At 32.6% G+C, this 22930-nt stretch carries 20 protein-coding genes; 10 read left to right on the forward strand and 10 right to left on the reverse strand.

The window, feature by feature from the left end; all coding sequences use genetic code 11:
* The 9 genes from porU to B4I81_RS02845 all read left to right on the forward strand — a co-directional run.
* A partial coding sequence (porU, locus tag B4I81_RS02805) for a type IX secretion system sortase PorU (RefSeq protein WP_291107209.1) occupies positions 1 to 3499 on the forward strand: 3499 nt, incomplete at its 5' end.
* 37 nt (positions 3500 to 3536) lie between these two features.
* Positions 3537 to 4709 carry a type IX secretion system outer membrane channel protein PorV gene (gene porV, locus B4I81_RS02810; RefSeq protein ID WP_291107213.1) on the forward strand — a complete coding sequence of 391 codons (1173 nt, stop codon included), beginning with the start codon at positions 3537 to 3539 and terminating at the stop codon, positions 4707 to 4709.
* A gap of 66 nt (positions 4710 to 4775) precedes the next feature.
* Entirely contained in the window at positions 4776 to 5255 is a 480-nt protein-coding gene (locus B4I81_RS02815; RefSeq protein ID WP_291107214.1) for a cytidine deaminase, read from the forward strand.
* A gap of 162 nt (positions 5256 to 5417) precedes the next feature.
* Positions 5418 to 6416 carry a pyruvate dehydrogenase (acetyl-transferring) E1 component subunit alpha gene (gene pdhA, locus B4I81_RS02820; protein ID WP_291107216.1) on the forward strand — a complete coding sequence of 333 codons (999 nt, stop codon included), beginning with the start codon at positions 5418 to 5420 and terminating at the stop codon, positions 6414 to 6416.
* 5 nt (positions 6417 to 6421) lie between these two features.
* Positions 6422 to 8014 (forward strand): 2-oxo acid dehydrogenase subunit E2, encoded by a 1593-nt coding sequence (locus B4I81_RS02825; RefSeq protein WP_291107219.1) that lies wholly within the window; start codon positions 6422 to 6424, stop codon positions 8012 to 8014.
* 72 nt (positions 8015 to 8086) lie between these two features.
* Positions 8087 to 9049 (forward strand): M28 family metallopeptidase, encoded by a 963-nt coding sequence (locus B4I81_RS02830; protein ID WP_291107222.1) that lies wholly within the window; start codon positions 8087 to 8089, stop codon positions 9047 to 9049.
* A complete protein-coding gene (locus B4I81_RS02835) occupies positions 9039 to 9722 on the forward strand; it encodes an SDR family NAD(P)-dependent oxidoreductase (RefSeq protein ID WP_291107225.1) in 684 nt (227 codons plus the stop codon). Before B4I81_RS02830 ends, B4I81_RS02835 begins: the two co-directional genes overlap by 11 nt.
* Before the next feature lie 2 nt (positions 9723 to 9724).
* Complete coding sequence (locus tag B4I81_RS02840) at positions 9725 to 10333, forward strand: SprT-like domain-containing protein (RefSeq protein WP_291107228.1); 609 nt, start codon at positions 9725 to 9727, stop codon at positions 10331 to 10333.
* Positions 10334 to 10351: 18 nt separating this feature from the next.
* Positions 10352 to 11407, forward strand: coding sequence for a mannose-1-phosphate guanylyltransferase (locus tag B4I81_RS02845; RefSeq protein ID WP_291107231.1), 1056 nt, complete (start codon positions 10352 to 10354; stop codon positions 11405 to 11407).
* Positions 11408 to 11409: 2 nt separating this feature from the next.
* Here the strand turns inward: B4I81_RS02845 and B4I81_RS02850 are convergent, their stop codons facing one another.
* From B4I81_RS02850 to gcvP, 7 genes are all read right to left on the reverse strand, one after another.
* Positions 11410 to 12180, reverse strand: a complete 771-nt coding sequence (locus tag B4I81_RS02850) for an ABC transporter ATP-binding protein (protein WP_026725688.1) — start codon at positions 12178 to 12180, stop codon at positions 11410 to 11412.
* Positions 12180 to 12926, reverse strand: coding sequence for an MlaE family ABC transporter permease (locus B4I81_RS02855; protein ID WP_414655079.1), 747 nt, complete (start codon positions 12924 to 12926; stop codon positions 12180 to 12182). The genes B4I81_RS02850 and B4I81_RS02855 overlap by 1 nt, the downstream gene beginning before the upstream one ends.
* A 66-nt stretch (positions 12927 to 12992) precedes the next feature.
* Positions 12993 to 13841, reverse strand: coding sequence for a glycosyltransferase (locus B4I81_RS02860; RefSeq protein ID WP_291107236.1), 849 nt, complete (start codon positions 13839 to 13841; stop codon positions 12993 to 12995).
* Positions 13842 to 13856: 15 nt separating this feature from the next.
* Entirely contained in the window at positions 13857 to 14390 is a 534-nt protein-coding gene (locus tag B4I81_RS02865) for a methyltransferase (protein ID WP_291107239.1), read from the reverse strand.
* A 100-nt stretch (positions 14391 to 14490) separates the two neighbouring features.
* Complete coding sequence (locus B4I81_RS02870) at positions 14491 to 15549, reverse strand: 3-oxoacyl-ACP synthase III family protein (protein ID WP_291107242.1); 1059 nt, start codon at positions 15547 to 15549, stop codon at positions 14491 to 14493.
* Between the two features lie 132 nt (positions 15550 to 15681).
* Positions 15682 to 16053, reverse strand: coding sequence for a group III truncated hemoglobin (locus B4I81_RS02875; protein ID WP_291107245.1), 372 nt, complete (start codon positions 16051 to 16053; stop codon positions 15682 to 15684).
* A gap of 70 nt (positions 16054 to 16123) precedes the next feature.
* On the reverse strand, positions 16124 to 18967 hold the full coding sequence (gcvP, locus tag B4I81_RS02880) for an aminomethyl-transferring glycine dehydrogenase (protein WP_291107248.1): 2844 nt from the start codon (positions 18965 to 18967) through the stop codon (positions 16124 to 16126).
* A 150-nt stretch (positions 18968 to 19117) separates the two neighbouring features.
* On the opposite strand from gcvP, the gene B4I81_RS02885 reads away from it, so the two are divergent.
* Positions 19118 to 19936 (forward strand): hypothetical protein, encoded by an 819-nt coding sequence (locus tag B4I81_RS02885; RefSeq protein ID WP_291107250.1) that lies wholly within the window; start codon positions 19118 to 19120, stop codon positions 19934 to 19936.
* 30 nt (positions 19937 to 19966) lie between these two features.
* Here B4I81_RS02885 and B4I81_RS02890 read toward each other — a convergent pair whose 3' ends face one another.
* The 3 genes from B4I81_RS02890 to B4I81_RS02900 are packed head-to-tail and all read right to left on the reverse strand — an operon-like array spanning position 19967 to position 22927.
* Positions 19967 to 20836 (reverse strand): hypothetical protein, encoded by an 870-nt coding sequence (locus tag B4I81_RS02890; RefSeq protein WP_291107253.1) that lies wholly within the window; start codon positions 20834 to 20836, stop codon positions 19967 to 19969.
* A complete protein-coding gene (locus tag B4I81_RS02895; protein ID WP_291107256.1) occupies positions 20833 to 21297 on the reverse strand; it encodes a hypothetical protein in 465 nt (154 codons plus the stop codon). The genes B4I81_RS02890 and B4I81_RS02895 overlap by 4 nt, the downstream gene beginning before the upstream one ends.
* Positions 21290 to 22927: a hypothetical protein gene (locus B4I81_RS02900; RefSeq protein WP_291107259.1), complete on the reverse strand. Its 1638-nt coding sequence runs from the start codon at positions 22925 to 22927 to the stop codon at positions 21290 to 21292. Before B4I81_RS02900 ends, B4I81_RS02895 begins: the two co-directional genes overlap by 8 nt.
* Positions 22928 to 22930: the final 3 nt, after the last annotated feature.

The raw sequence follows: 22930 nt of genomic DNA on the forward strand, positions 1-22930 counted from the left end.
ATCATTTTCGTATAGTTATAGAAATGCAACTTCAAATAGAGTAAATAATTCGTTTCAAACTATTTCTAATTCTGTTTTAACTTCGGGTAATTGGTACAGGTTTTACATTCAAAAATCTGGAATTTATAAAATTTCCAAGTCTTTTTTGCAAAGTTTAGGTTTTAACGTTAATGTAAATCCTAAAAACATTAAAATATTTGGAAATGGAGGGAGAATGTTACCTTTAGATAATTCAATTTATTTTCCTGATGATTTGGTTGAAAATGCTATACAATTTGTAGGTGAAGAAGATGGTGTTTTTGATAATAATGATTATATTTTATTTTATGCTGAAGGAGTAGATACATGGAATTCTGAAAGTTTAACTTCAGTTAATTTGTTTTCAGACAAGTCTTATTATTATGTAACAAGCGCAGGTGGTCAAGGGAAAAGAATTCAAAATGCAGTGGAACCCACAGGAGCTCCTGCACTTTCTTTTTCAAAATTTGACGATGTTTTATATTATGAAAAAGATTTGGTAAATATCGCTAAAGTTGGTAGAAGATGGTTTGGTGAGCAATTTAACATTACAAATGAGCAAGAATTTGATTTTACTATTCCTAATTTAGATACAAGTTTTCCTTTAAATTTTTACATCAATACCGCATCAAAATCATTTGGTAGTTCCTCGTTTAATTTTAAAATTAACAATCAAGATGTTGGGAGTTTGAATTTTCCTGAATTAATCGCTTTTAATGGAATTGAAGCATATGAGTCTGCGATATCAGGTAATTTTGTAGTTACATCAAATGATATAAATATAAAGCTAACTTATGATAACGGCGGCGTTCCAAATTCAAATGGTTATTTAGATTTTATTCGTATAAAATCAAAACGAAATCTTACGGGTTATGGAAAACAATTTACTTTTTTTAACAATGATGAATTGAGTAATATTGGAATAGGTGAATATGTAATAAGTAATGCAACATCAGTTTCTCAAGTTTGGGATGTGACTGATATTTATAATGCTGTTTCATATACGAATATTTCAGGTTCAAATTTTGCTTTTAAGGTCAATCTTGGAACACAAAGAAAATATATTGCCGTTGATTTGACTGATACCTATTCGCCATTAAAAGAAAGTAGTAGTCTTGTTCAAAATCAAAACTTAAAAGGGACTATTTTCAATAATAATCAGGGTGTTTTTCAAGATATAGATTATTTGATAATTACACCAAGATTTTTAGTGGCTCAAGCTGAGCGATTAGCGGATTTTCATAGAAATAATTCAGGATTAAGCGTTCGAGTTGTAGAATTGGAGAAGATTTATCAAGAGTTTTCTTCAGGTAAGCAAGATATTGCGGCAATACGTAATTTTATTAAATATGTCTATTGGAATGCATCAAGTTCTGACAAGAGGGTTAAATATGTTAATCTTTTTGGTGATGCTTCGTATGATTATAAAGACAGGATTTTTAATAATACTAATATTGTTCCTGTATTTCATGGCTTTAACCCTTTAGCTTCTGAAGTAAATAATGTGTCTAATATGTCTTTGTATTCTAGTTTTATGTCTGATGATTTTTATGGATTAATGGATACTGATGAAGGTCAGATGTTAGACGGAGTTGATGGAATAGATATTGCAGTTGGTAGAATGTTAGTTTCTAGCATAAGTCAGGCAAAAGAAATGGTGGATAAAGTAATTGAATATAATGATGAAAAGTCGTATGGAAGATGGAGAAATAATTATGTTATCTATTCTGATGATGCTGATAATGAAACAGATGTTACATTGCAATTTGGGTTAGATAATTTAGCCGATGTTCTTACTACTCAAAAACCTTTTGTTAATGTAAAAAAAATACACTCTGATTCCTATTCGCAACAAGTGGCGGCAGGAGGTGAGCGTTATCCGCAAGCAAAAAATGAATTCTTAAGTGCTTTAGAAAAAGGAGCTTTGGTTTTTAATTATTTCGGACATGGTAATGAAGAAGCATTAGCAAGAGAGCGTTTGTTTGAAAAAATAGATGCACAAAATTTATCAAATCGTTACAGATATCCTTTGTTTATTACAATAACCTGTGAGTTTACACGTTTTGATGATCCAAATCGATTTACTGGAGGGGAGTATATGTATTGGAATAAAAGCGGAGGGGCTATTGGATTAATTGCAACTACACGTCAAATTGGAGTTACAACAGGGTTTGTGATGAATAATTTATTTAGTGAAGATTTATACGCTTTTGGGTCAAGTGATTACCCTACAATAGCTGAGGCTTTACGTTTAACAAAATTAAATACAAGTTCAGACAATAGAAGAGTTGTTTTTTTTATTGGAGATCCAGCATTGAAACTGGCAATACCTAAATCAAAAGTAGTACTTACAAGTGTTAATGATGTGCCGGTAGGACAGCCTTTACCTGTGTTTCAAGCATTAAGTTTAATCAAAATATCAGGTGAGGTTAGAGATGAAAATGATTTGGTATTATCAAATTATAATGGTGATTTAGCAATTCAAATTTTTGATAAAGAGATTGAAAGAAGTACTTTGGCAAATAATGGTGTTGTAGCACCAAGCCCAGGAGGAATAAATATTATGGGAAATTTTTTCTCAGCAGGACAATTAATAAAGATGAATTTCACAACTTTAGGAGAAACAATCTTTAGAGGAAATGCTTCTGTTGTTAATGGACAATTTGAATTTAGTTTTGTTGTGCCTCAAGATATTCGAGTTCCTGTTGGGAATGGTAAAATTAGTTTTTATGCTAAACGCAGTGCTCCAAATTTAGATAATCAAACAGGTTATGATAAAACAATCCTAATAGGAGGTGTTAACGTAAATGCTGTTAATGATACAAATCCTCCAAAAATAAAGATTCATATGAATGATGAAAGTTTTGTTTCTGGCGGAATCACAAATTGTTCTCCTATATTATTGGCGTTTTTAGAAGATGAAAATGGTATTAATACAGCAAGTGGAATAGGGCATGATATTGTGGCGATTTTAGATGGAGACGAAACTAATCCGTATGTTTTAAATGAATATTATGAAACAGAAAATGACGATTATACAAAAGGATTTGTGCGTTTTCCGTTTAGAGATTTATCGCCAGGATTACACACGATTTTGTTTAAGGCCTGGGATGTGTATAATAATTTGGTTACGGCTGAAATTCAGTTTAACGCGGTGTGTTCTGATGATGGTTTGAAAATTGAGCATGTACTAAATTATCCAAATCCATTCGTTAGTTACACCGAATTTTGGTTTAATCACAATATGCCTTTTGAGCCTTTAGATGTTCAAGTTCAGATTTTAACTGTTTCTGGTAAACTTGTTAAAACAATCAATCAACAAGTGACTACAGATGGTTTTTTATGTAGAGATATTGTTTGGGATGGAAGGGATGATTTTGGAGACAAAATTGGAAAAGGAGTTTATGTTTATAAACTAAAAGTAAGATCTACATCAACAGGCAAGTATGTTGAAAAATATGAGAAACTTGTAATACTATAATAAAATACTATATTTGTCAAATTAATTTATTAAAACAATGAAAAAAATTGCGCTATTATTAATTCTTTCATTAGCTATTCAATATACAAAAGCTCAAGACCGTGTTATAACTACAGGGGTGTCATTCTTGTTAATTGCTGCTGACGCTAGATCTGCAGGTATGGCTGATATGGGAGTTGCAACTTCAGCTGATGCTTTTTCACAACAATATAACCCTGCTAAATATGCCTTTTCGCTTGATAAACAAGGTTTTTCAATTAGTTATACGCCTTATTTAACAAGTATAGCTAACGATATTTCCTTAGGTCAATTGACTTATTACAACAGAATAAATGAAAGAAGTGCATTTTCTGGGTCTTTCCGCTATTTTGGTTTAGGTGATATTGAATTAAGAAGAACGGGAGATCCTGGAGAGATTCCTAGAGTGGTTAATCCAAATGAATTTGTATTAGATGGTTCTTATTCGTTAAAGTTAAGCGATCGTTTTTCAATGGCAGTTGGTGGTAAATATGTTCGTTCTGCACTTAAAATTGCTGATGAAAATACAGACGCAAGTTCAGCCACCTCTTTTGCGGTTGACATTGCAGGATACTATCAATCAGAAGAAATTGCATATGATGATTTTAATGGTAGATGGAGAGCGGGTTTCAATTTTCAAAACATGGGACCAAAAATCAGTTATGATAATGATGATTTAAATGATAATTTTATGCCAGCTAATATGAGATTAGGTGGAGGTTTTGATTTTATTTTTGATGAATATAATAAAGTTGGGGTTACCGCAGAGGTTACAAAACTTATGGTTCCTACTCCACCTAAGGTTGGCGATGAAGATGGTGATGGTGATGTTGATAATTCAGATTATGCATTGGCTGATAGAAACTACAGAGCAATTCCTTGGGTAACAGGGATTTTTAAGTCTTTTGGAGATGCTCCAGATGGTTTTTCTGAAGAATTAAAAGAATTTACTTATGCTTTAGGTGCTGAATATTGGTATCAAGATTCATTTGCATTGCGAATGGGTTATTTTAATGAGAATAAATTAAAAGGTGCTAGAAAGTATTTTACTTTAGGTTCTGGATTTAAATATAATATCGTAAAAATTGATGTTTCTTATTTATTCTCAACATCAACAGTTAAAAATCCATTGGAAAACACATTACGTTTCTCGCTTACATTTAATTTCGGTGATAAATACGATGAACTATAATTTTTAAAATAAATTAATTAACAATCCAAATTCTAAAATAAGAATTTGGATTTTTTTTCCTTACATATGAAGCAAATTTCAATAAACACCTCCATTTCGGTACTATCTAAAGACGAATTGTCTCAAGAAGAAACAAGTTTAATGTTGAAAGCATTTGAAGCAAGAAGTAAAGCCTATGCGCCTTATTCTAAATTTACTGTAGGAGCGGCTATTCTTTTAGATAATGGTATAGTAGTTCAGGGTTCCAATCAAGAAAATGCGGCTTATCCTTCTGGTTTATGTGCAGAGCGTGTAGCAATTTATTACGCAGGTGCAACTTATCCAAATGCTAAAATTATAAAAATGTTCATCACAGCATCACCACAAGATAGAGATTTAGAAGAACCTATTCCTCCTTGTGGAAGTTGCAGACAATCAATTGCTGAGTATGAATTTAAACAAGATGCACCAATTGCAATTTTCTTTATGGGAGCAAAAGGGGATATTTATAAATCAGATTCGCTAAAAAATATCTTACCATTAGTTTTCGACAAGAATCATCTATAACGATTTCGTAACTTTTTTTATCGATTTTGTTATAAAAAATACAAAAATCGTAGAATTTAATTTTTTCAATCAGGTTCTATGTAGTATTTTTGCTGTTCGTAAAATTGCGAATGATTATGTTATATTGTTTGCAGTTCAATTGTATTAAAAAACAAACTAAAAATGAAACCAATTACAAGAGAAGTTTACCTAAAATGGTATGAGGATATGCTATTTTGGAGAAAGTTTGAAGATAAACTTGCTGCTGTTTATATCCAACAAAAAGTTAGAGGATTTTTGCATTTATACAATGGTCAAGAAGCAGTTTTAGCTGGAGCTTTACATGCAATGGACTTGTCTAAAGATAAAATGATTACCGCTTATCGTAATCACGTTCAGCCAATTGGAATGGGTGTAGATCCAAGAAGAGTTATGGCAGAATTGTACGGAAAAGCTACAGGTACTTCTAAAGGTATGGGTGGATCGATGCATATTTTCTCTAAAGAACATGGTTTCTATGGAGGACATGGTATCGTTGGAGCACAAATTCCAGTAGGTGCTGGTATGGCTTTTGCAGATAAATATTTTGAAACGGGTGGTGTTACGTTGACTTATTTTGGTGATGGTGCTGCACGTCAAGGTTCTTTACATGAAGCCTTTAACATGGCTATGAATTGGAAATTACCAGTAGTTTTTATCTGTGAAAATAATGGATATGCTATGGGAACTTCTGTTGAAAGAACGGCTAATCATACTGATATTTGGAAACTTGGTTTAGGTTATGAAATGCCTTGTGGGCCAGTTGATGGAATGAATCCAGTTAAGGTGGCTGAAGCAATGCACGAAGCAATGGAAAGAGCTCGCCGTGGAGACGGACCAACTTTCTTAGAAATGAAAACTTACCGTTACAGAGGGCACTCAATGTCTGATGCACAATTATATAGAACGAAAGAGGAAGTGGAAGAATATAAAAAAATCGACCCAATTACTCAAGTTTTAGATATTATCAAAGAAAACGGTTATGCTACAGATGTTGAAATCGAAGCAATCGATCAAAGAGTAGCTGATTTAGTTGCTGAATGTGAAAAATTCGCTGAAGAATCTCCATTCCCAGAGGCACAACAGTTGTATGACGTAGTGTACGAACAAGAAAATTATCCTTTCATTCCACATAAATTATAAGGACTATGGCACAAATTATAACAATGCCCCGTTTGAGTGATACGATGACCGAAGGAGTTGTAGCAACTTGGTTAAAAAAAGTGGGTGATACAATCAAAACTGGTGATATTCTTGCCGAAATTGAAACGGATAAAGCTACAATGGAATTCGAATCTTTTCATGACGGTGTTTTATTATACATCGGGATTCAAGAAGGACAATCAGCACCAGTAGATTCTTTATTAGCAATTATTGGAGCAGCCGGTGAAGATATTGCTGCTTTATTAAGTGGTGGAACAGCGACTGAAACAAAAGAAGAAAAAGTAGTTGAAGAAGCAAAACCTACTTCAGCAGCAGTTGAAATTCCAGCTGGTGTAAAAGTAGTAACTATGCCTCGTTTGTCTGATACAATGACAACAGGAACAGTTGCAACTTGGTTGAAAAAAGTGGGAGATACTGTAAAAGAAGGCGATATTTTAGCTGAAATCGAAACGGATAAAGCTACGATGGAATTCGAATCTTTCAATGCAGGAACGTTATTATATATCGGAGTTCAAGAAGGTAATTCTGCTCCAGTAGATACAATTTTAGCTATTTTAGGTCCAGCAGGAACTGATGTTTCAGGTATTGCGGCTAACTACAAAGTTGGCGCTGTGGCTGAAGCTCCTAAAGTAGAAGAAGTAAAAGCAGTTGCTCAAGAAGTAGTAGTTGCAGAACAATCTACTTCAGGTAGAGTTTTCGCTTCTCCTTTAGCTAAAAAAATTGCTCAAGATAAAGGAATTAACTTATCTCAAGTAAAAGGTTCTGGTGAGAATGGAAGAATTGTAAAATCAGATGTTGAGAATTTCTCACCATCTGCTGTTGCAACTCCAGCACAAGCCGTTGCAGAAGCTACAAATGCAGTTGCAGCAGTTAAACCATTTGTTCCAGCAGGAGAAGCATTCCAAGAAGAAATCAAAAATTCGCAAATGCGTAAAACCATTGCGAGACGATTATCAGAATCTAAATTTACAGCACCGCATTACTATTTAACTATTGAGTTAGATATGGACAATGCAATTGCTTCAAGAAATATGATTAACGGATTACCAGATACGAAAGTTTCTTTCAACGATATGGTAATCAAAGCAAGTGCGATGGCATTGAAAAAGCATCCACAAGTAAATTCACAATGGAGAGAAGATGCGATGGTTATCAATCACCACGTGAATATTGGAGTAGCGGTAGCAGTTGAAGACGGTTTAATGGTTCCAGTATTGAAATTTACAGACCAAATGAGTTTAACTCAAATTGGTGCAAATGTGAAAGACTTAGCTGGAAAAGCAAAATCTAAAAAAATTCAACCAGCAGAAATGGAAGGAAGTACATTCACGATTTCTAACTTAGGAATGTTCGGAATTCAATCATTTACATCGATTATCAATCAACCAAATTCTGCTATTTTATCTGTTGGTGCTATTATTGAAAAACCAGTAGTTAAAAACGGTCAAATCGTAGTTGGAAACACAATGACAGTTACGTTAGCTTGTGATCACAGAACAGTGGACGGAGCAACTGGAGCTCAATTCTTACAGACGTTCAAAGCGTTTATGGAAAATCCAGTAACGATGTTAGCCTAATAAGTGTTAAAATTATCATACAAAATCCCGATTTACTCGGGATTTTTTTATTTTTACTTAAAACTATAAACTATGAAAAAAATCATATTCCTAATTTCTTTTCTTGGATTGTCATTGCATGCACAAAACAATGTTACTTCGAAAAACATTTTTAATTTCAATTGCCAAGTTGCGGAAGAAAATGTAATTAAAACTTTGTCATATCTAACTTCGGATGAACTGGAAGGAAGAGATTCAGGTAGTGAAGGAATTGAATTGGCAACTTTATATTTAGAAAATATTTTAAAAGAGAACGGAATTAAGCCTTATTTTAAAACGTATCGCGATACACTTTCTAATTTTGATAAAACTTCTTACAACGTAGTTGGTTATATCGAAGGGAACGATAAAGAGTTAAAAAATGAATTTGTTATTATTGGGGCGCATTATGATCATATTGGAAAAATTGCAGCTGTAAACGGCGATGATATTGGAAACGGAGCAAATGATAATGCAACTGGAACCACCGCAGTAACTGAAGTAGCAAAATATTTCGCAAAATTTAAAAACAACAAGCGAAGTGTACTTTTTGTATTCTTTTCTGCCGAGGAAAAAGGTCTTTTAGGGTCAAAGCATTTGGCTGCTAAATTGAAAGAACAAAAAATGGATTTGTATTTCATGTTCAATTTTGAAATGATTGGTGTTCCAATGAAAGACAAAGGAATGGATTTCTATTTAACTGGTTTTGGTAAATCTAATATGGCAACCACAATGAATGAATATGCTGGAGAAAAGTTAGTAGGATATTTGCCAATTGAAACCAAATACATGCTATTCAGAGCATCTGATAATTATCCGTTTTTCACTGAATTTAATGTCCCAGCACAAACTGTTTCGACTTTCGATTTTGAAAATTTCCAATTCTATCACCAACCAGATGATGAGTTTGAATTGATGGATACCAAACACATGACAAAAGTGATTTCGAAAACAATTCTAGTTTTAGAAAAAATGATCAATGCTCCAAAAAAAGAAATCAAATTAAATGAAAAGTAAAAATATCATCATAACAGGAACCTCTCGTGGAATAGGTTACGAATTAGCCTTGCAATTTGCAAATGCAGGACATCAAGTATTAGCTATTTCTAGAAAAACACCAAAAGAGTTAATCGAAAATCAAAACATAACTTGTTTGTCAATTGATATTTCAAATCCAGAAGAATTACTTCAGGTTGAAAATTTCATTAATAGAACTTGGAAAAAAGTAGATGTTTTAATTCATAACGCAGGAAGTTTATTGCATAAAACGTTCACGCAAATAACTTCAGAAGAATTCCAAAACATATATAAAGTCAATGTTTTTGCAGTTGCCGAATTAACAAAAATCTGTATTCCATTCATGGAAAAAGGGAGTCATGTGGTAACTATTAGTTCTATGGGAGGCATTCAAGGAAGCATGAAATTCGCTGGTTTAGCAGCTTATTCTTCTAGTAAAGGCGCGGTGATTACCTTGTCAGAATTATTAGCAGAAGAATACAAAGAACAAGGAATTTCATTTAATGTTTTAGCACTTGGAGCTGTGAATACCGAAATGTTACAAGAAGCTTTCCCAGGTTACGAAGCAACACTTTCAGCAAAAGAAATGGCGGATTATATCTTCAATTTTGCTTTAACTGGAAACAAATATTACAACGGAAAAGTATTGCAAGTTTCATCTTCAACGCCTTAAAATTGAGTGACGTATTAAAAAAATACTTACCTGAACACGCAGTTCATCCTTGTTTTGAGTTAATCAAAGCGAATCATGTGCATCTTAAAATCGTTAATGAACGTCAAACCCGTCATGGCGATTATCGAAAAGACGCACAAGGATATCATTTGATTACCGTAAATGCAAGTTTGAATAAATATAGATTCCTAATAACTCTAATTCATGAAATTGCGCATTTGGTAGCTTTCGAAAAATATGGTCGTAACATAAAACCGCATGGAGATGAATGGAAACTCACTTTTCAAAAAATGATGGTGCCGTTTATTCGTCCTGAAATATTTCCAAATCAATTGTTGCCATTACTTGCCAAACATTTTAGAAATCCGAAAGCAAGTAGTGATACAGATGCAAAATTAGCCATCGCTTTAAAACTATTTGACCAAAAAGAAACCGATAAAAATTATATCTTTGAAATTCCAATGGGAAGTCATTTTAGAATTTACAATGGAAAAATTTTCAAGAAAATAGCATTGCGAGTTAAGCGATACGAATGTTTAGAAATAAGTTCTGGACGCTTATATTTGTTTCAACCCAATGCCGAAGTAGAATTGTTGCCGAATAAGTTCTAGCAACAAAAAACATACAAAATGAACAAAAATTATTACGCAATCATAATGGCTGGAGGAGTTGGTTCTCGTTTTTGGCCAGTAAGTACAACCGAATTTCCTAAGCAATTTCACGATATGTTAGGAACAGGCGAAACATTGATTCAAAAAACATTCACACGTTTGTCTCAAATTATTCCAAAGGAGAATATTTTGATTCTTACGAACGAAGTTTACAATGACATCGTCTTGGAACAATTGCCAATGATTCAACAAGAGCAAATTGTTTTAGAACCAGCTATGCGTAATACAGCACCTTGTATTTTATATGCTTCTTTAAAAATTAAAAAACAAAATCCAGATGCAGTTATGGTAGTGGCGCCTTCTGATCATTGGATTGAAGATGAGGTGCAGTTTTGTTCTAATCTTCAATATGCTTTTGATTTTTGCGAGCGCGATGAAAACTTAATGACCTTGGGTATTTTACCAACATTTGCCAATACAGGCTATGGCTATATCGAATTCGATAAATTAGATTCTCGTCCAATTAAAAAGGTGAAGCAGTTTAGAGAAAAACCAGATTATGCAACCGCAAGAAAGTTCATACAAAGTAGAAATTATCTTTGGAATGCTGGAATTTTTGTTTGGAGTGCTAAAACCGTTTTAAAAGCTTATGAAGAGTTTCAACCGGTGATGTATGATCATTTTATGAATGGTTATGAGGCTTTAAATACACCAAAAGAAGAAGCTTTTATAAGAGATAATTATCCTTTAGCTCAAAATATTTCGGTGGATTATGCTATTTTGGAAAAAGCCCAAAATGTTTATGTGTTACCAGCAACTTTCGACTGGAACGATTTAGGAACTTGGGGTTCGCTATATGATAAATTACCAAAAGACGAACAAGAAAATGCCGTAGTTAATGCTTCTGTTTATCTTGAAAACGCAACCAATAACATTATCAGAACCGAAGGTAAAAAGCTTGTCGTAATTGATGGTTTAACCGATTATATTATTGTAGATAAAGACGATGTTTTGTTGATTTATCCAAAAAATAAAGAGCAAGATATTAAGCAAATAGTATCTAAAATTCAGTAGTACTATTTCACATCATCTTCCAAATACATTTTTCGAACACGTTTGAATAATTCTGAAGAGTATACAAAATCGGTAACAGCTTCGTTATCGGTTTTGAATATTTCTTTGTTGGAGCCTTCCCATTCTAATAAACCATTTTTTAAGAACACAATTTTTTCGCCAATTTCCATTACCGAGTTCATATCGTGTGTGTTAATTACTGTGGTAATGTTGTATTCTTGTGTGATTTCCTGAATCAAATTGTCAATTACAATCGCCGTTTTTGGGTCTAAGCCTGAATTTGGTTCATCACAAAATAGATATTTCGGATTATTTACAATAGCTCGAGCAATCGCCACACGCTTTTGCATTCCACCCGAAATTTCAGAAGGTCTTTTTTGGTGCGCATTCACTAAGTGAACCCTGTCAATTACAAAATCAACACGTTCTTTAATTTCCTTTGCAGATTTATTGGTAAACATTTTTAATGGAAACCCAACATTTTCTTCCACTGTCATGCTGTCAAAAAGTGCACTTCCTTGAAATACCATCCCAATTTCTGTTCTTAACTCACGTCTTTCGTCGTTTGAAAGTTCAGAATAAATTCTGCCGTCGAAAGAAATAGTGCCGCTATCTGGCGTATGAATTCCTAATAGCGATTTTAAGAAAACGGTCTTTCCAGAGCCACTTTGTCCAATGATTAGATTGGTCATTCCCGCTTCAAAACGAGTAGAAACTCCTTTTAAAACGGTTTGTTCTCCAAACTTTTTTACGATATTTTTTACTTCAATCATTAGCTTAAAAGAAGTTGGGTTAATATAAAGTTCACTAAAATAATAACTACCGATGTCCAAACGAAAGAAACCGTACTTGCTTTTCCTACTTCTAAAGCACCACCTTTCATGTAATAACCATGGAAAGAAGGAATTGTAGCTAAGATAAATGCAAATACAAAAGTTTTAATGAAAGCATAGGCTATATGAAATGGTATAAACTCCGCTTGAAGTCCGGTTGTGAATTCGAAACTTGTAGTGAATCCTCCATAAACAGCTGCCATCCAACCACCAAAAACACCTAAAAACATACTTAATCCAATCACAAAAGGATATAAAAATAACGCGATGATTTTAGGAAAAACTAAATAGTTTAAGGAATTTACTCCCATAACTTCTAGAGCATCTATTTGCTCCGTAACACGCATTGTACCTATACTAGAAGTGATAAATGAACCCATTTTTCCCGCCATAATGATAGAAATAAAAGTAGGAGCAAACTCTAAAATAACTGACTGACGCGTTGCAAATCCAATTAAAAATTTAGGAATTAACGGATTGGTTAAGTTTAATGCCGTTTGAATTGCCACAACACCACCTACGAAAAACGATATAAAAGAAACAATTCCTAGCGAACCAATGATTAAGTCATCAACTTCTTTTAAGATCAATTGTTTCATGGCCGACCATTTTGTTGGCTTGTTGAAAATTTCTTTCAACATGATGAAATATTTTCCTATTTGCGATAAGTAGCGAATGAGCATCATTTTGATAGTGTTCTGAATTCAGTTTCTAATAAGCAGTAAAAATACTATATTTTTTTATGGAAAAGATTATAATAACTTCTCTTTCATCTTCTTCCAACGATATTTTCTAACAAATCTTGCTTGTTCAGGTGTGACCAACATGGTTTTGTTTTCTCTTTTGGCTTTCCAAAACCCTTTGATGTAATCTAAAAATAATAAAGGTCTTCCTTTTCGCATCGCTAATTTTAAAGATGCAACGGCTGTAATAAAAAATCCGTAACCTAAAGTGTAGAATGCTTCGCCTTGTTTAAATCTTGCAGCTTGGTTATAACTAGCGCCTGTTGGTTTTAGGTGTTTTACGTGTAAACTTTCATCAGTAATTACTTTCCAATTGTAAAATTTACAAAGCAACTCGTCAACAGTATCCCAACCCATTTGCGGTTTCAATCCGCCAATTTGTTTGAAAGTTTCTTTTCGATACGCCTTTAAAGCACCACGAATATGATCTTTATCGGTAAGATTTTCTAAAACCCAATTTCCATTTTTATCGATGTAACAAAATCCGCCCACCATTCCAATTGTCTCATCGGATTGAAAATGTTTTATAATCGTTTCGAAGTAGTTTTTTGGAAAAATTAAATCGGCATCTACCTTTACAATGATGTCATAATTGTCATCAATATTTTTTTCTCCTTCCTGAAATGCTTGAATCACTTTACTTCCAGGTAAATGAATGGCATCTGATTTTTTATTCACTAAAGTGATAAATGGATATTTGGAAGCAAATTCAGAAACAATTTCCGGAGTTTTATCGGTAGAATTATCATTCACCACTACAATTTTTGTTGGTAAAACGGTTTGTTCTACTAATGATTGTAGCGTTAAACTCATAAAAGCTTCTTCGTTGTAAGCAGGAATGATAATGTAGTATTTCATTTGGCTTGTCACTTTTTACTTATCACTTTTCACTCTTTCGGCATAAACCAAATAATATCTTGGTGTAAACCATCTCAATAAAGGTCTAAAACCTATTTTTTTTACTGGATGAGTGAATTTTACTCGGTCCACAATTTTAAAACCTGCTTTTTCAAGTAGCCAATCCAATTGCCAATCTTCAAATTCGTGATAATGTCTGTCCCACATATCAGTCTTGCTTCGATAAGCAGGAGAAAACCACAAACGCAAAGGAATCGAAATCAAAATTTTATCTGCTTTTACGTTTTGTAAAACGGTATAAGGATTAAGTAAGTGTTCGAAAATTTCAAAACCCGTAAACACATCGTAGTTTTCAGTTTGAAGCGCCGATTGGTCGTTGTCAATGTCTTCGCCTTTTGTATTGATAACAGTATAACCATTATCCACCATGATTTTTGAAAAAGGATTTGGAACACCTAAGTCAAAAATGGTTTCAGAAGTTTTGATGTGTTTTTTTAGAAAATCTAAAGTGATGTTGAATCGTTTGCTCGGATATGTTTTTTCGTACATTATAAAATTTGTTTCAAGTTTAAAGTTTCAAGTTGAAAACAGTTCGTAAAATTAACAATTTAACTTGAAACCTGAAACCTCAAACTTGAAACAAAAAAGATTACATTTGATAGACAATCGCATTAATATTCATACCAGAACCAACGGATGCAAATATGATGACATCACCTTTCTTAAGTTCCTGATTTTCTAATTTGCCTTTCATCATTAAATCGAAAAGTGTAGGCACGGTTGCAACACTAGAATTTCCTAATTTATGAATACTCATTGGCATAATGCCTTCTGGTGGTGATTGCTTATATTGTTTGAAGAAGCGATGAATAATTGCTTCATCCATTTTTTCGTTAGCCTGATGAATCAGTACTTTTTTGACTTTCTCTATTGGGATGCCACTTTTTTCTAAACAGGAAGCCATTGCTTTCGGAACGTTACTCAGAGCAAATTCGTAGATTTTTCTTCCATGCATTTTGATATAGCGAACATCTGGGTCATGGTCTTTATTGAAAGAATTCCCAAAAAATAAATAATAGGCTTCGTCATAGGTAAATGTAGCCGTTTCATGAGCTAGAATTCCGCCTTCATCATCGGTTGCTTCTATAATTGTAGCGCCAGCACCATCCGAATAAATCATGGAATCTCTATCGTGTAAATCTACTACTCTTGATAAAGTTTCGGCGCCAATAACCAAGCATTTTTTTGCCATTCCAGCTTTGACGAATGCGTAGGCTTGAATTACACCTTCCACCCAACCAGGGCAACCAAAGAGAATATCGTAAGCGACACATTTCGGATTTTTAATTTTTAATCCATGTTTAACTCTAGTAGCCAAACTTGGTAAAATATCCGATTGAATAGCTCCTTTTTTAACATCACCAAAATTGTGTGCTAAAATGATATAATCCAGAGTTTCCCTGTCAATTTTAGCATCTTCAATAGCTTTTTCAGCAGCAATTAATGCAATATCAGAAGTGCATAAATTATCCGTTACATAACGTCGTTCTTTAATTCCCGTAATTTCTAAAAATTTTTCAGCAACAACATCATTTGGGTGAGGAAAAGGAGTTCCGTCGTCATTTAAAAAAGTATGTTGCGCAAAATCGATGTTGGAAACTACTTCGGTAGGAATATAGCTTCCTGAACCTGTTATTTTGATATTCATTCTGTTTTTTTTGGTAAATCGAATTTACAAAATATAGTTGTTATTGATTGGATAACCTATTGGTTTTTAACATTTTTATGAATATCATATAAAAATCCATAAAAAAAAATCAAATTCTAAAATTAACACCTTTTAATTGAATTTTATTTGCATAATCGTTGCCATACTCAACGCTTGTGTTTTCATTTGTTCGGCATATTTTCCTGCGAAATGCTCATCAATTGTTGAATTAAAATGCGTTAGCCAAGTATTAAAGTGTTCTTTAGTAAAAGCATGTTTGTCATGAACGTCTTTATGAATCGAAAACATGTTATTGAAATAACCGCCTTTTAAAAATAAAGATTGTTCCCAAAAAGTTGCTAAAATATCAAAATGCGCATCCAAATGTTGGTCGACTGAGGTGACTTTGGTAAAGAAAAAATTAATCGAATCATCTGCTAAAAGTTTATCGTAAAACTTACGCATGATGAGTAAAATATCTTCTCTGTTCTGAATATCATCCATCTTATAAATTATTAAAAAAGGCTCAAATTAAAAACTTGAGCCTTTTTGGTTTATTACTTTGTACTTTTAATTACATATATGCTTCAATTGGAGCACAAGAACAAACTAAATTTCTATCTCCATATGCTTCATCAATACGACGAACCGTTGGCCAAAATTTATTCTCTGCAATATAATCTAAAGCATATGCTGCTTGTTCTCTTGTATAAGGGAAGTTCCAATCGTTTGCTGTTACCATAGCTAAAGTATGTGGTGCATTTCTTAAAATGTTGTTTACATCATCTTTAGTTGAAGCTTCAATTTCTTTACGAATTGAAATCAGTGCATCACAAAAACGATCTAATTCCGCTAAATCTTCTGATTCTGTTGGTTCCACCATTAAAGTTCCAGCTACTGGGAAAGAAACTGTTGGAGCGTGGAAACCATAATCCATTAAACGTTTTGCAATATCCGTTACTTTGATTCCTTTTTCTTCGAAAGCTCTACAATCTAAAATCATTTCGTGAGCCGCTCTTCCCATTTCTCCTGAATATAAGATTGGATAATGTCCTTCGAAACGTGCTTTCATGTAGTTAGCATTCAAGATCGCATATTTAGTAGCGTTTGTTAATCCTTCAGCACCCATCATTACAATGTAACCGTAAGAAATCAAACAAACTAAAGCCGAACCATAAGGAGCTGATGAAATAGCAGTAATAGCTTGACTTCCTCCTGTTGGAATAATTGGATTTGTTGGTAAGAATGGAACTAATTTTTCGTTCACACAAATTGGTCCAACACCAGGTCCACCACCACCGTGAGGAATTGCGAAGGTTTTGTGTAAGTTCAAGTGACAAACATCAGCACCAATAGTTGCTGGATTTGTTAATCCCACTTGTGCATTCATGTTCGCACCGTCCATATATACTAAACCACCATTTTCGTGAATGATATTCGTGATTTCAATAATAGCACTTTCAAAAACTCCATGAGTTGATGGATATGTTACCATTAAAGCAGATAAGTTGTCTTTGTATTGGATTGCTTTTGCTCTTAAATCTTCCACATCGATATTTCCATTTTCCATGGTTTTAGTAACGATGATTTCCATTCCTGCCATAGCAGCAGAAGCTGGATTAGTTCCGTGAGCAGAAGCCGGAATCAAACATACATTTCTGTGGTTGTCGCCTCTTGATAAATGATAAGCTCGAATCGCCATCAAACCAGCGTATTCTCCTTGAGCACCTGAATTTGGTTGTAATGTAGTTCCTTGGAATCCAGTAATTACATTTAATTGGTGCTCTAATTTTTTCAACATGATTTGGTAACCTTCTGCTTGTTCAACAGGCGCAAAAGGGTGAATGCTGTTCCAGTTTGCCATAGATAACGGCAACATTTCAGCTGCAGCATTTAATTTCATCGTACAAGATCCTAAAGAAATCATCGAGTGATTCAACGATAAATCTTTACGTTCTAATTTTTTGATGTAGCGCATCAATTGCGATTCTGAATGGTTGTTGTTGAAAACATCGTATTGTAAGAAAGTTGATTTTCTCACTAAGTTTTCAGGAACCATTGACTCATTTGCTAATTGATTTACTGTAAAGGCATCTTTTCCAGTAGCTTCAGCGAAAATAGCAATGATTTGATTGATATCGTTTACTGAAGTAGTTTCGTTAAATGAAATCGAAATCGTTTCCGCATCTGGATAGAAGAAGTTTACTTCGTGTTTCTCAGCGATTGATTTTACTTTAGTTGCATCCGCTTTTACTAAAATTGTATCGAAGAAAGCAGAATTTGTTTGGTAAACTCCTAATTTATTCAAAGCATCGGCAGTGGTAACCGCAGAAGCGTGAACTTTATCAGCAATATATTGTAAGCCTTTTGGTCCGTGATAAACAGCATACATTCCGGCCATTACCGCTAATAAAACTTGAGCTGTACAAATGTTTGAAGTTGCTTTTTCACGTTTGATATGTTGCTCACGAGTTCCTAAAGCCATACGTAAAGCGCGGTTTCCGTTAGCATCAATTGAAACCCCGATGATTCTTCCTGGCATCGAACGTTTGAATTCTTCTTTCGTTGCGAAATATCCCGCGTGAGGGCCGCCATAACCCATTGGAATACCAAAGCGTTGTGTAGTACCAACAACAACAGCAGCTCCCATTTCACCTGGAGGTGTTAATTTAGCTAACGATAAAATATCAGCAGCAACAGCAACTTTGATTTCGTTTTCTGCAGCTTTTGCAATAAATCCAGCATAGTCATAAACTTGACCGTATTTTCCTGGGTATTGTAAAATTGCACCAAAGAATTCAGTTGAGAAATCAAATGTTTCATGATTTCCAACTACTAATTCAATGTTTAATGGAGTTGAACGTGTTTGTAAAACCGATAAAGTTTGTGGTAAAATTTCTTCCGAGACGAAGAATTTATTCACATTATTTTTCTTTTGATCGCGTGTTCTTACATCGAAAAGTAATGCCATTGCTTCAGCAGCAGCTGTTCCTTCATCAAGTAACGATGCATTTGCGATTTCCATTCCGGTTAATTCGATAACTGTAGTTTGGAAATTCAAAATTGCTTCTAAACGACCTTGAGCAATTTCTGCTTGGTAAGGTGTGTAAGCCGTGTACCATCCTGGGTTTTCAAAAATATTTCTTTGAATAACAGCAGGAATAATCGTTGGGTGATATCCTAAACCAATATAAGATTTGAATACTTTGTTTTTCTTTCCTAATTCTTGAATGTGAGTCAAATACTCATATTCCGACATAGGAGCTTCTAAATTTAAGTCGTTTTTTAAACGAATATCATCTGGAATAGTTTCATAAATTAATTGGTCTAAAGAATCTACACCAATGGTTTTTAACATGTGATTTAAGTCACTCTCACGAGGGCCTAAATGTCTCAAAGCGAATGCATCTGTTCTCATTTATTAAAAATGTGTATGTGTGTTATTATGTGTTGTTTTGGACAACAAAAGTAATTATTAATCTTGTAATTTTTTGTTTTTAAAATGTGAAATTTTGTGATTTTATCAACTAATTTCAAGTCTTATTAACAGATTGATTAATTTTGTTGAATGATGGTTTTTAAGAAATTTCTCGATTTTTATATCAATAGTAGTTTACATGTAGCATTATCTGCTTTTGCATTGGTGTCTATGACACAATATTTCTTTGGTGTTGAAAGAGATTTTAGTGTTGCTTTTTTTGCTTTTTTTGGAACAGTTGTAGGGTATAATTTTGTGAAGTACGATGCCATTGCAAGGTTAAACAAAACTGAACTCAAAAAAGAATTGAAGGGAATTGTTTTTTTGAGTTTTATTTCTTTGTTGGCTTGTTTTTACTTTTTCTTGCAATTAAGTTGGATGACAAAAATTAGTGCTTTCGCTTTTTTTGGTCTTACGCTTTTATACACTTTACCTTTTTTTCCAAACAAACAAAACGCCCGAAATTGGAAAGGTGTAAAAATTTATATAGTTGCCATCACTTGGGTAGGAGTTACCGTATTGCTGCCATTACAAGAAGCACAAATCTCTTTTTCTTTTGATGTTTTGTTGATGGCTATTCAACGATTTTTGTTGGTTTTTTCTCTTGTTTTGGTTTTTGAAATTGTCGATGTTAAATTAGATGATCCGCATTTGCAAACTGTTCCGCAGAAAATAGGAGTGGAGTTGACCAAAAAACTTAGTTATGTATTATTGTTTTTGTTATTACTTTTAGAGTTTTTCTATACCAATAACAATCACTTTTTACCTTTCTTTTTCAAACTTTTGGTATGTGGAACTATTGCAATTTTTCTCTTTTTTGCCAATGAAAATCGTTCGAGATATTACGCATCATTTTGGTTAGAAAGCGTTCCGATTTTGTGGTGGTTGGTGTTGGTGGTTTTAAATTAAACAAAATTAAAAATCTCAGAAATATCTGAATTACCCAAAAAATTTCAATTTGAATTTTACTGAATAAGATTTACATTTCGAACAAAATACAGGTTTATCTCGATTTAATTCTCCTCCGCAATCACATTTTGGTTGTATAGATTCTCTCTCTATACTATGAAATTTTCCACAAGATTGACATTGATATCCTAAATTAAATCTTGTATAAGGAGCAATCATTTCAGATTGAAAACAATTTAAGCAAGTAAGCTCGCCTATTGAGCCAAGTTTTGATAAAATTAACCTATCATCAATTAAAACCATTTCATTACTAAAAGGCTTTTCTATAGTTGGTAACCAGTTTAGTTTTTGTTCTATTATACTTCTGTATTTGGTTTTAATTTGAAAAGGAGTTCTTTTTATGTATTCCTCAGTGCGTTCTTTTTTGTCTGATACTAAACTTTTTAAGTAGTCAATTCTTTCGTTTGGATTGATAGAAATGGTTTCATTATTATCGTTTTCATAATTCCATTTTTCGGGTAAATCAGTCCAAATGATATTTTTGATTTTTTTCTCTTTTGACCAATTTCTGATTTCATTTTTGTATTTAAAATCTTCTGAATGAAATTCATCTGTTTCGGCTTTATAGTAACCAATATTTTTACGGTTACAGTTACCTTCTCGAATTCTCAAATTTTCAATTGTTTCTTCAAATGCCTGGTTTTGATTAGCGAATGTATAAAATGTTTTGTTTGGTGTACCATTTTCTGTGATGACAAGCGTTAGTCTGCCATCTTTTGAAATTCTTGCAAATTCAATTGGTAAAACCGGACCATCATAAACCCAGCCTAAATATTTGTTATAATTTAATTCTTTTGAATCCCAAATTAAGGAACCCCAAGCGAGAATAGCGATTGTCATTTGAAAATAAATATTGATAAACCAATTAAGGCAAAGATGAAACCAACAAGAAGAGAATAACGTTGTAGATTATAATAAGACCATGAATCAACACCTCTTTTTTTTGTTAATCTTGGAATATTTTCTATTGCTACACTATTATCATTTATTAATTCCGCAGTTCTTTTGAAATCTTTTAGTCTATTTTCTGTAAATAATGTATAAAACAAAAATGAAATTAACAGAAAAATTAGTGATGGAATTAGTAAATATATTTCACAATGAAAAAAATCATCCTTATTCACAATTGTAAAATTAATAACATAACCAAAAATTGCTGATGAAAAGATAAAATACAAATTAGCACTAACTCCAAGTTGATTTCTTTGCACTTCTCGCCAATATTTATAGTCATAAAATTCTTTCAATCTTTTTGTTTTTTCTTTTTCATTTTTTCTTTCCTGTTCGTTTGTATTACTCATTTTTATTTAAAATTTCAATTATTAATTCAACATCAACATATTCTTTAATGCAATCCCATATTATTTCTGAACTTTCAATTTTTTCAGCATATTTTTGTATTAAATTAATATTCCATTTTAAACCTCCGTTATAGCTTAGATTTCTCCAATTCCAATTTTCTCTATATTTTTCTATAAATTCTATTGACCATGTTAGATTTTCATTTTGGCTTAGATAATTCCATTTCCATCGTTCTATGTTTTTTTCAAAAAAATCTTCTGACCATGGTAAATTTTTATTACGACTTAAATTGTTCCAATTCCATTTTTCAATATGTTCTTCAAAAAAATCTTCTGACCATGGTAAATTTTCATTCATACTCAGCATGTTCCAATTCCATTTTTCAATATATTTTTTAAAAAAATCTAAAGACCAAGGTAAACTTTCATTAGAACTTAAATTGTACCAATCCCATTTATCAATATATTTATCAATAAATTCTTCAGACCAAGGTAAACTTTTATTTGAGCTTAAATTACTCCAAAAGGTAACATTTTTAACACTTGATCTATATGGAATATTTATATCACTTATTTCTTTTACATCAATAAACCTTCGATTCAATTTTAACGCTTCTTCATTAGTTGCTATTCTGTAATTAGAATATCTACCAAGTTTTTGATTTTTGTAAATATCTTCTTCTTGACCTTTGTAAAATGGTTTTAAGCTGTATTGTTCTATGGGTTGCAATAATCCTTTATTTAAATCGTCAATATTCTCTTGGATAACTTCATTTAGAAAAACTTCGCTATCTGTTGTTCGTAGCCATATTAAAGGATTAAAAAGCTTGCCATTTTTGTTTACCACACATTCAATGGCACCCAAATACCAAATTCGATTATGTTTTTCGGAATAATAAGTCCAAACATTTTGACCATCTTTTTCAAATCTTCTAGCTTTTGTGTTGCACCATTTATCAAAGTGTTCTTCAAAAAAATCTTCAGACCAAGGTAAACTTTCATTCCCACTAAGATATTGAAAATCTAATTTATCAATATATTTTTCAAAAAAATCAATAGACCATGGGAGGTTTTCTTTTTCACTAAGTATTTTCCAATCCCATTGATATGTAAATTTTTCAATCAAATTAATAGACCATGGTAAACTTTCATTCCTACTTAATTCTCCCCAATCCCATTTGGCCTTATAATTTTCTATTAATTCAATAGACCAAGGTAAGCTTTTGTTTTTACTTAACTCTTTCCAATCCCATTTAATAAATGAAAAATCAAATAAATAGTAAACTTCTTTTTGTGTAACTAAACCAAATAAATAATCATATGGATTTATTTCATCCCAATTTAAATCTTTTTCAAAAGGGTTCTCATTACCCAGATCCCATTCTAAATTTTCATTTGCACTTAATAATTGCCAATTTAAATTTTCTTTAAATTCTAATAAAGTATTGAGATCTAAAGGATAATAGTTTGAAATTAAATCAATAAAAAGTTTTGGGTTTTTCCTAAAGATTTCCAAAACCATTTGCTTATTGTTTTCTGCAACTAGTTTGTTGGTAATTGCAATGCTAATGGTTGCTTTTTCAACTAAACTATTTTTTGTAATGGGTATGAGTTTATTATTATCTTCCATAGT

Source organism: Flavobacterium sp. UBA6195 (assembly GCF_002422095.1).
GTDB lineage: Bacteria > Bacteroidota > Bacteroidia > Flavobacteriales > Flavobacteriaceae > Flavobacterium.